Annotated in this window: 14 protein-coding genes; 7 read left to right on the forward strand and 7 right to left on the reverse strand. The window is 55.8% G+C overall.

Going from position 1 to position 14,972, the window contains the following annotated elements:
- Positions 1-41: 41 nt before the first annotated feature.
- From CF137_RS16980 to CF137_RS16990, 3 genes are all read right to left on the reverse strand, one after another.
- Positions 42-278, reverse strand: coding sequence for a DUF2789 family protein (locus CF137_RS16980; RefSeq protein WP_101316155.1), 237 nt, complete (start codon positions 276-278; stop codon positions 42-44).
- Positions 279-351: 73 nt separating this feature from the next.
- Positions 352-651 (reverse strand): DUF3301 domain-containing protein, encoded by a 300-nt coding sequence (locus tag CF137_RS16985; protein ID WP_101323873.1) that lies wholly within the window; start codon positions 649-651, stop codon positions 352-354.
- Positions 652-753: 102 nt separating this feature from the next.
- Positions 754-1,794, reverse strand: coding sequence for a DUF3549 family protein (locus CF137_RS16990; protein ID WP_139720524.1), 1,041 nt, complete (start codon positions 1,792-1,794; stop codon positions 754-756).
- Between the two features lie 276 nt (positions 1,795-2,070).
- On the opposite strand from CF137_RS16990, the gene CF137_RS16995 reads away from it, so the two are divergent.
- The 6 genes from CF137_RS16995 (at position 2,071) to ptsG (ending at position 8,496) form a co-directional block, all read left to right on the forward strand.
- Positions 2,071-2,406, forward strand: coding sequence for a YqcC family protein (locus CF137_RS16995; protein WP_139720526.1), 336 nt, complete (start codon positions 2,071-2,073; stop codon positions 2,404-2,406).
- Positions 2,403-3,191: a tRNA pseudouridine(65) synthase TruC gene (gene truC, locus CF137_RS17000; protein WP_068976809.1), complete on the forward strand. Its 789-nt coding sequence runs from the start codon at positions 2,403-2,405 to the stop codon at positions 3,189-3,191. The genes CF137_RS16995 and truC overlap by 4 nt, the downstream gene beginning before the upstream one ends.
- A gap of 104 nt (positions 3,192-3,295) precedes the next feature.
- Positions 3,296-3,736 carry a flavodoxin gene (locus tag CF137_RS17005; protein WP_139720528.1) on the forward strand — a complete coding sequence of 147 codons (441 nt, stop codon included), beginning with the start codon at positions 3,296-3,298 and terminating at the stop codon, positions 3,734-3,736.
- Between the two features lie 528 nt (positions 3,737-4,264).
- A complete protein-coding gene (locus CF137_RS17010; protein ID WP_139720530.1) occupies positions 4,265-5,575 on the forward strand; it encodes a maltoporin in 1,311 nt (436 codons plus the stop codon).
- Between the two features lie 152 nt (positions 5,576-5,727).
- Positions 5,728-6,642, forward strand: coding sequence for a MalM family protein (locus tag CF137_RS17015; protein ID WP_240038561.1), 915 nt, complete (start codon positions 5,728-5,730; stop codon positions 6,640-6,642).
- A gap of 423 nt (positions 6,643-7,065) precedes the next feature.
- Positions 7,066-8,496 (forward strand): PTS glucose transporter subunit IIBC, encoded by a 1,431-nt coding sequence (gene ptsG, locus CF137_RS17020; protein WP_042020061.1) that lies wholly within the window; start codon positions 7,066-7,068, stop codon positions 8,494-8,496.
- A 271-nt stretch (positions 8,497-8,767) separates the two neighbouring features.
- Here ptsG and CF137_RS17025 read toward each other — a convergent pair whose 3' ends face one another.
- From CF137_RS17025 to map, 4 genes are all read right to left on the reverse strand, one after another.
- Positions 8,768-9,151: a DUF3461 family protein gene (locus tag CF137_RS17025; protein ID WP_139720534.1), complete on the reverse strand. Its 384-nt coding sequence runs from the start codon at positions 9,149-9,151 to the stop codon at positions 8,768-8,770.
- A 125-nt stretch (positions 9,152-9,276) separates the two neighbouring features.
- The gene (gene dapD, locus CF137_RS17030) at positions 9,277-10,104 is read right to left on the reverse strand and encodes a 2,3,4,5-tetrahydropyridine-2,6-dicarboxylate N-succinyltransferase (protein ID WP_005338581.1); all 828 of its coding nucleotides are present in this window, start codon (positions 10,102-10,104) and stop codon (positions 9,277-9,279) included.
- Between the two features lie 174 nt (positions 10,105-10,278).
- Positions 10,279-12,915, reverse strand: a complete 2,637-nt coding sequence (gene glnD / locus CF137_RS17035) for a bifunctional uridylyltransferase/uridylyl-removing protein GlnD (RefSeq protein WP_139720536.1) — start codon at positions 12,913-12,915, stop codon at positions 10,279-10,281.
- Between the two features lie 87 nt (positions 12,916-13,002).
- Positions 13,003-13,791, reverse strand: a complete 789-nt coding sequence (gene map / locus CF137_RS17040) for a type I methionyl aminopeptidase (protein ID WP_139720538.1) — start codon at positions 13,789-13,791, stop codon at positions 13,003-13,005.
- Between the two features lie 371 nt (positions 13,792-14,162).
- Here map and rpsB point away from each other — a divergent pair, with 371 nt between their 5' ends.
- Complete coding sequence (gene rpsB, locus CF137_RS17045; protein ID WP_042020069.1) at positions 14,163-14,891, forward strand: 30S ribosomal protein S2; 729 nt, start codon at positions 14,163-14,165, stop codon at positions 14,889-14,891.
- Positions 14,892-14,972 lie beyond the last annotated feature (81 nt).

Genomic DNA, 14,972 nt, shown 5'->3' on the forward strand with positions numbered 1-14,972 from the left:
ATCTTAACCAAAGCCTGCAGGGGAGGAAAGGGGCGGGCGGCTTAGCGGGGCTGGCGCAGCATCACATCGAGCAGGTCGATCGCCTCGCACCAGTCGGAATCGTGCCACAGGGCATCGCGCAGAAAGCTGGCCTGAGCGGCGCTCCAGAAGGTCGCCTCCGGCAGCAGGGTTTGATTGTCGAGGTGATGGTCATGCACAAAGCGGTGCAGGCTCAGCTCGTCGTTGGCCATCCCGAGCTGGGCAAACAGGGCTGGCAGATCGTGGACAAGGGGTTCCATCTCGTCTCTCCCTTAACTCATTGCTGAGATTATAGTCAGGCGCGCCCCCTTGGCGCAGAGACGAGACGGGGGATCAGACAGAGGGCATGCGATGGGGTGGTAGATCGACTCCCACGACGTGCAGACCCTGCATCTTGAGGGTGCCCTGATAGTGGCTCTCGCCATCGCTGGAAAATTCAAACTGGTAGTGGGTCAGCAGCCGCAGGGGATTGCGGGCCAACTCACGACGGCTGCGGGCCAGTGACAGCAGTTGCAAATCATGGTGCTGGCAGTAGCGGCGCATATATTGCCAGGCCAGTTCGGCCTGACGGCGTTGCAGCCAGAACAGACCGGCAACGGCAATCAGCAACAAAATGGCGAGCATATCTCCCATAGGCGGGCTTCCTTATCGTGATGTCGATAACCGGGAGGCCTGCTTGGCACACCCGGTTTCCTTGTTTTTTATTCCGCCGCTATTCCCCGTGGTGTCAGGGGATCAGGCCGAAGCAAACAGGCGGCCAATGGCTTTGCCCAGCGCATCGCTGCGGTCGGGGTCGCGCAGTCTGGCCAGCATATCATTGCGCAGGGCCGGTAAAGTGACCAACTCGGCAAAAACCTGATTGAAGAACTGGGTCGGTTGCAGTGCCAGCTGTTCCAGATAGTCGCTGAGCAGATTGGCATCTTTCATATCGGTCCAGAGTCGACCGGCAATGGCGAGCAGCAGTGCCGGGCTCGGCTGGGTTTGCAGCAGGGTCAGCAGTTTGTTGCTGCGCAAGGTGCTGCCGGGGCAGGAGGCCATGGCGCGGCACAGATAGGCCAGGGTCTCCGGGTTGGGGGCGGCGCACTCCTGCTCCTTGCCGATCCGCTCAAGCAAGGCCCCTTGTACTGCGGGTGGCAGCGGGGCGTTTTCGAGGCTCTGGCACAAGGCATAGAGCGGCTCTTGCGGCAGTTTTGGTAGCGCTTTGCAGATCAGCGCCAGATTGCGTTCGTCATGCAGTCGTTCGGCCAGATCGGCAAAGCCCTGCAGCCCCAGCGCTTGCCAACCACTGTCGTTGGGGGCGGCCAGATAGTGGCAGAGGGCATCGAAATAGGCAGAAGGCGCCTGCTCCAGCTGGCGGGCCAGCTTGGCGTGCAGACTGGCCATCTTGGCCTCTGCCGGGCGGAAGGTGTAGGGATTGTCAGCCAGGCGCTGGGCCTTCTCTTCATCCAGCTCGCCGGTGAGCTTGTAGCCCAGGGTCTCCACCACCTGATCCATGAACAGCTTGGGGCCATTTGACATCAGCAGGCCGCGCTCATCGAGGGCAAACTTGAGAAACCAGAGGTAGTGGCGAGACTCGCTCGGCTGGAAGAAGTGCACACCCAACCAGGCGTGCTGTTGCAGCGGCCAGGGATAGGGCTCCTGCTGCTGTTCGATACGCACAAAGGTATCGCTTGCCAGTGGCCGCACCTGGCGGCCCATGTCAAACAGCTGGAACTGGGTGCCAGCCTGAGTCAGAAATTCGGTCAAGGTATTGATGGCAGTAGGCGTCACAGACATGGTGAGATCCGGCTAATGGTGATGCGGGCCGATTATAAGGCCCTTGCCGAGGATAGCCAGTGGCAGCAGACGCGCGTTGCGGCAGATATCAACATGGCAGCCATGCGGGGGGAGGTGTATAGTATCGCCCTTTTTTAACGGCGGCAGGCCGCGCTGGCTGCCGTGTATGTCGACGAGCTGGCTGAATCGCCGGTGCTGCGCGACCGAATGTACTGGCATCCTGGCTGGCCCTGTCGGATCAGCGGATCAATCTGTGGTTATGAGGAAGAGAGCGAGATGAATCAATATTTGCTGGTAGCTGGCCTGTTGGGGGAACTCACCGCCGAGTTGCAGCGCCTTGAGCGCTGGCAAGCTGACCATCCCGGTGACGAAGCCCTGGCAAGCACCCTGCCTTTTTGTGTCGATACCCTGAGCTTTGATCAGTGGCTGCAGTTCGTGCTGATCCCGCGCATGGAGCAGTTGGTGATGTTGCAGGCGCCGTTGCCCACCAGCGTCTCCCTTTATCCCATGGCCAGCGAAGTCTACAAAGAGGATCTGGCCGAGGCAGAAGCGCTGCTGCGCCTGATCGCCCGCTTCGATCTGCTGCTTTCCGGCAAAGTGGCTGAGCAATGAGTGTTGCAGCCGTCACCGCTGAGCCCGTGGTGGAAGAGCCATCACTCAAATTAACCCTGCTCTATCAGGATGAGTGGCTGGTGGCGGTCAACAAGCCCTCTGGTCTGCTGGTGCACCGCAGCTGGCTCGACAAGGCGGAGACCCGTTTTGCCATGCAGATGACCCGGGATCTGATCGGCGGTCGCCATGTCTATCCGGTGCATCGGCTCGATCGCCCCACCTCCGGGGTACTGCTGTTTGCCCTCAGTCCCGCGGTGGCGCGAACCCTGACCGAGGCGTTTACCCATCGTCAGGTACACAAAGAGTATCTGGCGCTGGTGCGGGGCTGGGCGCCCGAGCAGGGGGTGATCGACTATCCCCTCAAGGAGCAGCTCGATAAAATTGCCGATGCCATGAGCGCCCCCGATCGTCCGGCGCAAGATGCCGTCACCACCTTCCGTCGCCTGCATCAGGTCGAGCTGCCTCACGCGGTCTCCAAAAAGCACCCCACCAGTCGCTACAGCTTGGTCAAATTGTTCCCGAAAACCGGCCGCAAGCATCAGCTGCGTCGCCACATGGCTCACCTGTTCCATCCCATTGTTGGCGACACCAGCCACGGTGATGGCCGGCATAACCGTTTCTATCGCGAGCAGTATGGCTGTGAGCGGCTGCTGCTGGTGGCCCGCACCTTAAGCTTTACCCATCCGGTGCTCAAGGTGCCGATGCGTATTCAGGCCCCCCTTGGCCCGCAGCTGTTGCAGCTTTTTGCGGAACTGGGCTGGCCCGCCAGCGAGAGCGATTACTAAGCCCCTGTTACTCGGGCCCTTATCGGGTGGCATCTGACGCCAGCTTGCTGATAGAGTTGCTCAAGAGAGTTGCTCAAGATAGCGACTAAAGCAGGGGGCAGAAAATGGCACAGATCGATATCGTGGTAGGGAGTGTCTATGGCGCAGCCATGCTGGTGGCCGAGACGCTGGCAGATGAGCTGGAACGCAAGGGCCATCACTGCACTCTGTATGAAGAAGCACGGCTGGCGGACATCGACCCCAGCCGTTTTTTATTGCTGATCAGTGCAACGACCGGGCAGGGGGATATTCCCCCCAATCTGCAACCCTTTGCCACTGAGCTCGCTGACAAGACGCCCTGGCTCAAGGGGTTGCGGTATGCCCTGATTGCCATGGGGGACAGCAGCTACACCCATTTTTGCGGCGCTGGCCGCCACCTCGACGGGTTGCTGCAGGAGCTGGGGGGCGTACGGGTTATTCCCCCACTGGAACTGGATGCCACCTTGCACGATGAACCCGAACGGGTGGCTCTCGGCTGGTTGCAAAACTGGGATATTCAGCCCTGAATATTCTTTGAAATAGAGCCATATCAATCCCCTGATCTTTACCCGGCAGGGGATTGTTATTTGTACTATCTCTGCGTCTTGTATCCCGTATATTTCCCCCCTGATAGAGGAATATTCCCCTCACTCGGCATCCTGTCACAGGAATGTTTGCCAGCGTGTAGCGGACTAGTCATCTAAATAAAAGTTCAATCTTGAAAGCGATCTCAGTCATGTTTTTGTCATTGAATCGTAAAATAACAACTTATGTTCTATCGCGAATTAATGACTGACAACGGTTTCAGCGTGCCTTTTTGTGCGTTGAAGGCTTTTTTTTGGGGTTTTTATTGCGCCTAGGTGTGTTTTTTTGTTTGTTGTTGTTGCCTTGTCTGTATGGTGAGCTATTTGTCGCCATTTTGTGAGTCTGCTCATATTTGTGGTGTACCCCACTCCCTATAATCGACCTCGGTTATCACCAACAGGATTACGTGGTGATAAGAAGTTAAATATTAAGGATCACACTCCTCACTGCGGGAAATAAGGAATATGACAATGAAAATGAAGTGGCTCCCGATTGCAGCAGCTGTTACTGCCGCCCTGGCTTCCCAAGCCGCCTTTGCCGTAGATTTCCACGGTTACATGCGTTCCGGTGTCGGTGTTTCCGATAACGGCGATATGCAGACCATGAGCCAGAATCGTGTGGGTCGTCTGGGTAACGAGAGCGATACCTATGGTGAAGTTCAGTTGGGCCAAGAGGTCTACAACAAGAACAACCAGACCTTCTATGTAGATTCCATGATTGCCATGAAGGCAGGTAAACAAGGTCGTGACTGGGAAAATGCGAACGATAAGACTGCTGACTTTGCCTTGTCCCAATTTAATGTGCAGGCCAAGAATTTGTTTGGTGGCAACGAAACCTTGTGGGCAGGTAAGCGTTACTATCAGCGTCACGATATCCATATCACCGACTTCTACTATTGGAACGTCTCGGGTGCCGGAGCTGGTGTAGAAAATATCGAAGTAGGCCCAGGCAAGCTGTCTGTCGCCGTGGTTCGTAATGATCCGTGGGATGCTATCTATTCAGAGAATGATCCTCAATATAGAAAGGACTCTAACGGAAAGCAGGTGTTGGATGAAAATGGTGATCCGATCAGAATTGATGATCGTGTAAATACCAATACCTTTGATATCCGTTATGCCGGTATTCCGCTTTGGACCGATGCCTCTCTGGAAGTAGGTTATGACTATGCCATGGCAAACTTGACCGATGAGCAAGAGCGTCAGAATCCTGATTACAAAGATGGTCATATGTTCACCGCTGAGCTGACTCAGTCTATGTTGGGCGGTTTCAACAAAACAGTGGCGCAGTATTTTATTGACGGTTTGGCTGCCCAAGGGGTTGATTATGGTGCTGGTTCAGGTAGTAACCTAAGCCAAGCCGCATCCAGTGGTAATGGCTTCCGTTTGATTAACTGGGGTGTACTGCCCATTGGTGACAAGGTTGAGTTTGGCCACCAGATCCTCTACGCACAGGCTAATGGTCTGGATAAAGATACAACAGATAAAGATACTTTCTCCATTGTCGCTCGTCCGATGTACAAGTGGAACGATGTGATGAAGACCATCGCAGAAGTTGGCTACTTCAATGACAATAAAGATGTTAATGGTGTGAAAACCAGCACGGATGGCACTAAATACACCTTGGCGCAGGCTTGGTCTGCGGGTTCTGGCTTCTTTGCTCGCCCAGAGATCCGTGTATTTGCCTCCTATGTTCAGCAAGACGGCAACTTCCGCGAAAACAGCAACGGTGTTAAGCAAGATGATGCTTTGAACTTCGGTGTACAAGCGGAAGCTTGGTGGTAATCTCACCATCACCTGATACCAAGTCGCCCCCGCTTGTCGGGGGCTCTTTTTTTCAAGATGGCGCGTAGGGCTTGCAGATGAAATATACCAAGATAGCGTTGACGGTTTTGTGTTCCACCCTGATGACGGCATGTGCGTCTCTTGAGGCAACGGTGGCTCCCACTCAGGAGTACAAGAGCATCCTCGATAGTCGTGCCAGTGCACTGCAGCAACTCGGTACCGCGACTGTATGTTGCATCAGTATCAGTGAGTTGCGCTATCAGTCGTTGGCTGCTGAGCAGAAAAAAGTGATCGCCATTGATGGCAGCTCAGCAGTGTTCAACTTCCCGGAAGGAAAGAGCTATTACGCAGCCTTCAAGCTGCCGACCAACTCCGGCGATCTCAAGATTACGGTCGCAGGTCTGATCGACAAGACGCTGTTTAACCCCACCGTGTTGCTGCTGGATTCCCAGTTCAAGCCGACCCGTACCATTGGTGCCGACATCATCGCTTACAAGCCAGCACGCATGCTGGATGGGGATCGGGTAGAGGGTGTCTTTACCATCGATCGCTCCTACGTGGGTAACCCGAACAACGAAACCTACATGGTGATTTACACCGCCGAGGCCACCCTGAGCCAGACAACTCAAGCCATGAGCCCTTCCAAGATGATGGCCAAGTCTTTGAGCGTACAGGATTATGGTGCCAAGGATCCGCTGATCCCGCACTCCGCATGGGGTGTCGTCAAAATTGATGTGGAAGATATGAGTGCCAGTGTGCTGGGCGATAACTTCTACAAACCGGTTTACCAGGAAGCGATCGATGCTAACGCGCCTATCGTTGACCTTACCCCAAATAAACTGACGGTGCCTGTTGCCACGGCAGCAACTGCCGGTGTGGTGGTAGCCAGTAAGCCTGCTCCGGTCATGCTGAATGAAACCGAAGCCTTCTATCAGAGCCAGATCGAAAAAGCGGTCAAGGCGGGGGATATCGACAAGGCGATGAAGCTGGTTAACGAGGCCGAGCGGGCCGGTTCAACCAAAGCGAAAACGGTGTTTGTCGATGCGGTAAAACGCTCGCAAAAATAGTGTTGCAGTGCTCGCTGTTGGCACAATATATTTATGAAGGCCTCCCTTGTTGGAGGCCTTTTTAATCGGTAAACTGTAATAAATAAAACCAGTCAGTTACCTTTTGTTACGTTTGGAATTATTAAGATTCAATTGGTTTAAGTAAAATACAATCAGAAACTGTAGTTTATGTTTATTTGTAATAGAGTGACGATGAGAGCTTTTAACTTATAAAATCATGGTTATTTAGCCTTTAAACAAGTTGTGATCTCCCCTCCAAATTCAATATTCCCCCTTCTTCGAAAGCAGCAATTTACGACTCGCTGAGTTATATTCTGATGGTCAAAATAAACAAACCCGACTCGAAGATGTTTGGATGTAAATATTGCTATCTCATCCAGATAAATCGTTCAGGGAAGACGATCCATTCAGGAGCATACACACATGATGAAAAATGCGTTTTCTAATCTGCAAAAGGTTGGTAAATCGCTGATGTTGCCGGTATCCGTATTGCCAGTAGCAGGTATTCTGCTCGGCGTCGGTGCTGCAAACTTCAGCTGGTTGCCAGAAATTGTTTCCCATTTGATGGAACAGGCCGGTGGCTCTGTATTCGGTCAGATGGCCCTGCTGTTCGCCGTCGGTGTGGCCCTTGGCTTTACCAATAACGACGGTGTTTCCGGTCTGTCAGCCATCGTTGGCTACGGTATCATGACCGCCACTCTGTCAGTGATGGCGCCAGTGATGGGTGTTGACAAGATCGACACCGGTGTCTTGGGCGGTATCCTCGCCGGTGGTGTTGCCGCCTGGGCGTTCAACCGTTTCTACAAGATCCAGCTACCAGAGTATCTGGGCTTCTTCGCGGGCAAGCGTGCCGTACCTATCATCACAGGTTTCGTCTCTATCGGCCTGGGTGTGATCCTGTCGGTGATTTGGCCGCCAGTTGGCGCTGCTATCGGTGCCTTCTCTGACTGGGCTGCCAACCAGAACCCGGTACTGGCTTTCGGTATCTACGGCGTAGTTGAGCGCTCACTGATCCCGTTCGGTCTGCACCACATCTGGAACGTGCCTTTCTTCTATCAGGCCGGTACCTGTGTTAACGCTGCCGGTGAAACTGTTCACGGTATCATGACCTGCTTCCTGACTGCTGATGACGCTTCCCGCGCTGCCGGTAACGGTTTTGGTCAGCTGGCTGGTGGCTACCTGTTCAAGATGTTCGGTCTGCCTGCTGCTGCGTTTGCTATCGCTCACGCTGCCAAGCCGGAAAACCGCGCCAAGATCGTTGGTATCATGGCCTCTGCCGCCCTGACCTCTTTCCTGACCGGTATCACCGAGCCGATTGAATTCTCCTTCCTGTTCATCGCTCCGGTACTGTACGCAATCCACGCTGTACTGGCTGGTCTGGCTTATGTGCTGACCAACTCCCTGGGCGTGGTACATGGTCATACCTTCTCCAACGGCTTCATCGACTTCGTGGTGCAATCTCCACGTGCCGACAACATGCTGCTGCTGGTAGGTCTGGGTCTGGTTTACGCGGCCATCTACTACGTGGTATTCAGCTTCGTTATCCGTGCCATGAACCTGAAAACCCCGGGTCGTGAAGACGAGACTGCTGAAGAGACCGTTAGCCAAAGCAAAGACGAGTTGTCTGCTGCACTGGTTGCTGCCTTCGGTGGTAAAGAGAACATCGCTTCTCTGGATGCTTGCATCACCCGTCTGCGTGTTGGCGTGAACGATGTTGCCAAGGTTGACCAGGCTGGTCTGAAGAAACTGGGTGCTGCCGGTGTGGTCGTGTCTGGTTCCGGCGTACAAGCCATCTTCGGTACCAAGTCCGATAACCTGAAAACCGATATGGACATCTGGATTAAGAGCAACTAATCCTGTTGCCTAAATATCTGCGTGTTTGAAGAGGGAGGCGAAAGCCTCCCTCTTGCTATTTCTGCCGCCCACCGACTTGGCGCTGTTCGAGCTGCACAGAGGCAAGGATTGGCTTGGCAACAACTGATCTTATGATTCTGGGGAACCGGCGCAGGCGTGTTGTAGCTGGCTTATCCTGTTGGTCACGAGCTTGCAAAGGCCGTCTCTGCCAATAGGTGCCCGCCAATAAAAAGAGCGCCAGAGTGGCGCTCGGATAATCGTGGGGCAGGGGTTAGAGTTTATCCAGATCCCGCTCAATATCTTTGATCTTGTTCTGTACCACTTTTTCCAGATGGCGCAGATCGCGCAGGATTTTCTGTTTGATGTCTGGATCGGCCTGCTGATGGACACCTTGAGTCAGGTTGTCCAGCTCATCCACCACGTACTTGAGGTTGGCGTTGATCTCGGTGACATCTTTGTACTCATGGGTACCGGAGTCGACCAGCATGGTTTTGCGCTGGCGGGGGTACTTGAATTTGACACTCTTGGCGAAGAACTCCCCTTTCTGCTTCTTGAAGTAGATCTTGAGGATGTCGTGGTTGGCCTCCTGGCGCAGGGTGTAGCTGTCGACGGAGGTGGGCTCCTGGATCCCCAGGCTCTTCAGATTCTCGTACATCAGGCTTCCTCGGTTGAAACGATCCTGTCCCGTCAATCTTAACCGAAGCCTGATGGCTTGCCTGTGACAGGGGCGCCAAAATCAAAAGGGCGCCATCAGGCGCCCTTTTATCACCGCAATGCTGATTACTCGTCGATGGAGCGCAGCAGGGCGTTGATGCCGACTTTGGCGCGAGTCTTGGCATCGACCTTCTTGACGATCACCGCTGCGTAGAGGCTGTACTTGCCGCACTTGGAGGGCAGGGAGCCGGAGACGACTACGGAGCCAGCCGGTACGCGGCCGTAGTGGATCTCGCCGGTTTCGCGGTCATAGATGCGGGTGGACTGGCCGATGAAGACGCCCATGGAGATGACGGAACCTTCCTCGACGATCACCCCTTCAACCACTTCGGAGCGGGCACCGATAAAGCAGTTGTCTTCGATGATGGTGGGGTTGGCCTGCAGCGGCTCCAGTACGCCACCGATGCCGACGCCGCCGGAGAGGTGGACGTTCTTACCGATCTGGGCGCAGGAACCGACGGTGGCCCAGGTATCGACCATGGTGCCTTCATCAACGAAGGCGCCGATGTTGACATAGGAGGGCATCAGCACGGTATTGGGGGCGATAAAGGAGCCTTTGCGGGCCGTTGCTGGCGGCACCACGCGCACACCCGCTTCCTTGAACTGCTCGGCGGTGTAGTTGGAGAACTTGAGGGGAACCTTGTCGTAGTACTGGGCATCGTCGCCCTTGATGATGCCGTTGTCGTTGATGCGGAAGTAGAGCAGTACCGCTTTCTTCAACCACTGATGGACAACCCACTCACCGGCGATCTTCTCGGCAACCCGCGCCTTGCCGGAGTCCAGCAGGTCGATGGCTTGCAGGATGGCGGACTTGGTGGCGCTATCCACGGAGCCCGGAGTAATGGTGTCGCGGCGCTCGAAGGCCGCTTCAATGATCTGTTGCAACTCGGTCATGACAGGTTTCCTTTAAAAAATTCTGTTTGTTGTATCACACTTTTCCGACTGTTTTTAAGGGGTTGACCGGAATTCTTCTGGCCAGCGACCATTTCTTCATCCGGTGTGCGCCAACCATTTGTTTGGCATGGTAAAAAACGCCCGATAAACAGCCTCTTTCGAATCACAGCCCGCTTAATCCAGCACCGACTGCTGGGGGTTGAGCTGGTGCACCAGCCGCTCTTCCAGCTGCTGTTGCTGCTCGGTGGTCAATGGCTCGCCATCGAGGCTGGTCAGGCTGAAAAAGTCCTCGACCCGCTCGCCAAAGGTGGCGATTTTGGCGGCGTGCAGCGACAGCCCGCACTGCTGGAATACCGCGCCGATCCGGGCCAGCAGGCCGGGGGTATCGAGGGCGGTCAGCTCCATCAGGGTGTGGCGGCTCTCCCCTTTATGAGGGAGGAACACCACCCGGGTCGGCACGCTGAACTGGCGGTGGCGCCGTGACAGTGGCTTGTTGCGCAGCACCAGCTTGCCCGGCTCCTGCAGCGCCTTCTCCAGCGCCTTCTTGATGGTGGCGGTGCGGTTGGGGCTGATGGGTTCGCCGCTCGGCTCCAGCACCACGAAGGTATCGAGCACGAAGTTGCTGCGCGAGTTCATGATCTGGGCGTCGTGGATATTGAGGTTCTTCTGATCCAGCGCCGAGGCGACGGTCGCAAACAGATTCGGGGTATCGCGGCAGTAGATAAACACCTCGCTGCCACCACGGGTCGGGTGTTTGCCGATGATCACCAGCGGCGCCGGATTATCGCCATGCTCGATGATGTGGCGGCAGTGCCAGGCGATCTGCTCCGGGCTGTGGCGCAGGAAGTAATCTGCCTTGAAGTCGGCCCAGAGCAGGTTGATCGCTGCTTCCGATACATCCCGCTGTGCCATGAACTGCTTGGCCAGACGCTGGTTTTCGCGAATGCGCAGCCGCATATCAGGCGGATTTTCCAGCCCCTGGCGCAGCGCCTTCTGGGTGGCGAAGTAGAGCTCCCGCAGCAGGGTGCCCTTCCAGTCGTTCCACAGGGTGTCGTTGGTGGCGCAGATATCGGCCACGGTGAGGCAGTAGAGCAGGTCCAGATGCTGCTCGTCGCGCACCTTCTGGGCAAAATCGGTGACCACGTCGGGGTCGTAGATATCGCGGCGCTGGGCGGTGACCGACATCAACAGGTGGTGGCGCACCAGCCAGGCGACCAGCCGACTCTCGTAGCGATCCAGCCCATGCAACTGGCAGAACTCCAGCGCATCGACGGCGCCGAGTTCCGAGTGATCGCCGCGCCGCCCCTTGGCAATGTCATGAAACAATGCAGCGATGCTGAGCAGCTCAGGTTTGCGCAGCCGGGTGAACACTTCGTGGCAGAGCGGGTGGCTCTGGCGACTGGCCGGATTGGGGAACTGATGAATGTTCTTGAGCAGTCGATGGGTGTGCTCATCCACAGTGTAGGCGTGGAACATGTCGAACTGCATCTGGCCGACAATCAGATTCCACTGGGGCAGATAGGCGGCAAGGATGCCGTATTTGTGCATCAGGGTGAGCGGCAGGCCGATGCCGTTGGGGTGGCGCAGCAGCGCCATAAACAGGCGGCGGCAATCGGGCAAATCCTGTAGCCAGTTGTTGAGTTTGCGGCGCGCCTCGCGCAGCTGGCGCAAGGTGGCCGAGTGAATGCCCGCTATCTCGGGATGCTGGGCCATCTGGTAGAAGAGGCGCAGGATGGCGGCTGGTTCACGGCTAAACAGCTCCGCATCCACCGCATCGATGAGGCGGCCACGGATCTGGAATTCGTCGGAGAGGCGGCGCACATCCATGGCGGTGTTGCCGAGGATCGCCTCGTCAAACAGCTGCAGCAGCATCTCGTTCAGCTCGGAGACTCGCCGCACCGTCTGGTAGAAGCGCTTCATCATCTGCTCGACCGGGCTGTTGCCTTCCCCCTCGAACCCCAGCATCTGGGCCACGGTGCGCTGGCGATCGAACAGCAGGCGGTTATCCCCTTTGTTGATGGCCATGTGCAGGGCAAAGCGCACCTTCCACAGGAAATTCTGGCAGTCGAGCAGCTCGCGGTACTCGGCGCGGTTGAGAAAACCGTGGCTGGTCATCTCGAACAAGGTGGTGGCGCCGAAATGGCGGCGGGCGACCCAGGCTAGGGTCTGAATGTCGCGCAGGCCGCCCGGATTGCTCTTGAGGTCGGGCTCCAGCTTGTAGGCGGTGCCGAGAAATTGCCGATGACGCTCCGCCTGTTCCTGGCGTTTGGCGCGAAAAAAAGCTTCGCTCGGCCAGAAGTGCTGGGGTTTGGTCGCCTGCTTGAGCTGCAAAAAGCCCTCTTTGCGGCCGGTAATGTAACGGGCCTCAATCAGGTTGGTGGCCACAGTGATGTCGGCGCGGCCCTGTTCAAGGCACTCCGCCACGTTGCGCACTGCCTGACCCACCTCCAGCTTGAGATCCCACAGCAAGGTAATGAACTCACCGATCCGCAAGCCCAGCACCTCGTCCAACTCCTCTTCTTGATAGAGGAGTAGCAGGTCAATGTCGGAGTGGGGGTGCAGCTCACCGCGGCCATAGCCCCCCACCGCGATCAGGGTCAGCTCGCTCTTGTCGAAGCCGAACTTTTGCCACAGCCGAATGAGCAGCTGATCCATATATTCGGAGCGGGTGGCGACCAGCTCGATGATATTGTCACCGGCATCGAAACGGGCGTGCAACCAAACGAGAAAGCGGCTCAGGTACTCTTTGCAGTTGTCACGGGTGAGTTGGTCATCGGGCAACAAATGGGGGGAAAGCAGGCTGGCGTCCATGGCATCTCACACGCAAGTGGCAGGCATTGGGCTAAAACAGTCAACAAAAACCCCGGCGCTTGGGGATGTCAGGGCCGGGGTTCGATGTTAGCTGTGTTTGATGATGCGGTCGATAGTGTCATCGGGGCGCAGGGTGAGCACCTCGCAGCCATCCTCGGTCACCAGCAGGGTGTGCTCCCACTGGGCGGAGTCGCCGCCATCCTTGGTGGTCACGGTCCAGCCATCTTTTGGATTGACCTTGCAGTGATACTTCTTGCTGTTGACCATGGGTTCGATGGTGAAGCACATGCCTGCCTTCAGCTCCAGCTTGCCGCTGTTGCGATAGTGGAGGATCTGCGGCTCTTCATGGAAATCGCTACCGATGCCGTGGCCACAATAGTCACGTACCACCGAGAAACCGGCCTGCTCGACGATAGGCTGGATCACTGCACCCAGCTCGGTGATGCAGGCACCCGGGCGCACCTTCTTGATGGCGGCGTACAGACTCTCCTGTGCGACCTTGCACAGCTTGTGGCGTAGCGGGGTGGTATCGCCCACCACAAACATGGCCGAGGTATCACCGTGATAGCCATCTTTGATGACAGTGATATCCAGGTTGATGATGTCGCCATCACGCAATTTTTTGTGGTTCGGAATACCGTGACAGATCACATCATTGACCGAGGTGCAGATGGATTTGGGGAAGCCGTGGTAGTTGAGCGGGGCCGGAACCGCCTGCTGCACGTCAACCATATAGTCGTGGCAAATGGTGTTCAGTTCGTCAGTGGTGACGCCAGCTTTGACATGGGGCGCAATCATGACCAGCACATCGGCGGCCAATTGGCCGGCAACGCGCATCTTTTCAATCTCTTCCGGTGTCTTGATTTTAATGGACATGGGATCTCTCTTGCGGCCTGCCGCTGGTACCGAATACGGCAGACAGGACAGGTAATGAAAAATAGATGCGTTTGCAATCAGGGCAAAATTTTATCCGCAACCCCCGCGTACTTCCAGTGTGATTGTCATCACAACGTCAAATCGGCACCGCAGCCTGTTCGGGCGGGATCCATTTTTACACCTGTTTTGGTGGTCGCTTGGTGGTGTCTCGAGCAAAGTTATGGTATAAAGCGCGCCGGAATGGGGAACTTGCGTCCGCATTTCATCACCCTTAATCAATAACACACACACATCGACACATATACCGGGGTGCCTTAACGGGTCGGTTATATGGGATGTGTGGAGGCCTAACCCCAATACAGAGGTATAAAATGGCTAAAGTTTCTATGCGCGACATGCTGCAAGCCGGCGTTCACTTCGGTCACCAGACTCGTTACTGGAACCCGAAAATGAAATCCTACATCTTCGGTGCCCGCAGCAAGGTTCACATCATCAACCTGGAAAAAACCGTTCCGTTGTTTGACGATGCCATGAACTTCATCAGCTCCGTAGCTGCCAAGAAAGGCAAGGTACTGTTCGTTGGTACCAAGCGTGCCGCCGCTGAAGCCGTCAAAGATTCCGCTGAGCGTTGCGACCAGTTCTATGTAAACCACCGCTGGTTGGGCGGTATGCTGACTAACTGGAAAACCGTTCGTCAGTCTATCAAGCGCCTGAAAGATCTGGAAATCCAGAGCCAGGACGGTACCTTCGAAAAGCTGACCAAGAAAGAGGCGCTGATGCGTACTCGCGAAATGGAAAAGCTGGAGAAGAGCCTGGGTGGTATCAAGAACATGGGTGGCCTGCCTGACGTTCTGTTCGTTGTCGATGCCGACCACGAGCACATCGCTATCAAAGAAGCCAACAACCTGGGTATCCCGGTCGTTTCCATCGTTGATACCAACTCCAACCCGGACGGCGTTGATTATGTCATCCCGGGTAACGACGACGCTATCCGTGCCGTACAGCTGTATCTGAATGCTGCTGCTGACACCGTACTGGAAGCTCGCGAGCAGGACATCGTTGTTCAAGCTGAACAAGATGGCTTCGTTGAAGCTCAGTAAGTGATAAGGACTGTAAAGCCCTTATTAACCAAGCTGATGTAAATTGGTTAGCAGGGGCCCTTGTGGCCCCTGTTTCTTGTC

The organism is Aeromonas sobria (assembly GCF_006243315.1).
Taxonomy (GTDB): Bacteria; Pseudomonadota; Gammaproteobacteria; order Enterobacterales; family Aeromonadaceae; genus Aeromonas; species Aeromonas sobria_A.

Bases quoted from the DNA above. Each gene is read 5' to 3' on its own strand.
- map (WP_139720538.1), bottom strand. From the start codon at position 13,791: ATGTCCATTAAAATCAAGACACCGGAAGAGATTGAAAAGATGCGCGTT.
- CF137_RS17025 (WP_139720534.1), bottom strand. From the start codon at position 9,151: ATGTACGAGAATCTGAAGAGCCTGGGGATCCAGGAGCCCACCTCCGTC.
- glnD (WP_139720536.1), bottom strand. From the start codon at position 12,915: ATGGACGCCAGCCTGCTTTCCCCCCATTTGTTGCCCGATGACCAACTC.
- ptsG (WP_042020061.1), top strand. From the start codon at position 7,066: ATGATGAAAAATGCGTTTTCTAATCTGCAAAAGGTTGGTAAATCGCTG.
- dapD (WP_005338581.1), bottom strand. From the start codon at position 10,104: ATGACCGAGTTGCAACAGATCATTGAAGCGGCCTTCGAGCGCCGCGAC.
- CF137_RS16990 (WP_139720524.1), bottom strand. From the start codon at position 1,794: ATGTCTGTGACGCCTACTGCCATCAATACCTTGACCGAATTTCTGACT.
- CF137_RS17010 (WP_139720530.1), top strand. From the start codon at position 4,265: ATGAAAATGAAGTGGCTCCCGATTGCAGCAGCTGTTACTGCCGCCCTG.
- truC (WP_068976809.1), top strand. From the start codon at position 2,403: ATGAGTGTTGCAGCCGTCACCGCTGAGCCCGTGGTGGAAGAGCCATCA.
- CF137_RS16980 (WP_101316155.1), bottom strand. From the start codon at position 278: ATGGAACCCCTTGTCCACGATCTGCCAGCCCTGTTTGCCCAGCTCGGG.
- CF137_RS16995 (WP_139720526.1), top strand. From the start codon at position 2,071: ATGAATCAATATTTGCTGGTAGCTGGCCTGTTGGGGGAACTCACCGCC.
- CF137_RS17005 (WP_139720528.1), top strand. From the start codon at position 3,296: ATGGCACAGATCGATATCGTGGTAGGGAGTGTCTATGGCGCAGCCATG.
- CF137_RS16985 (WP_101323873.1), bottom strand. From the start codon at position 651: ATGGGAGATATGCTCGCCATTTTGTTGCTGATTGCCGTTGCCGGTCTG.
- rpsB (WP_042020069.1), top strand. From the start codon at position 14,163: ATGGCTAAAGTTTCTATGCGCGACATGCTGCAAGCCGGCGTTCACTTC.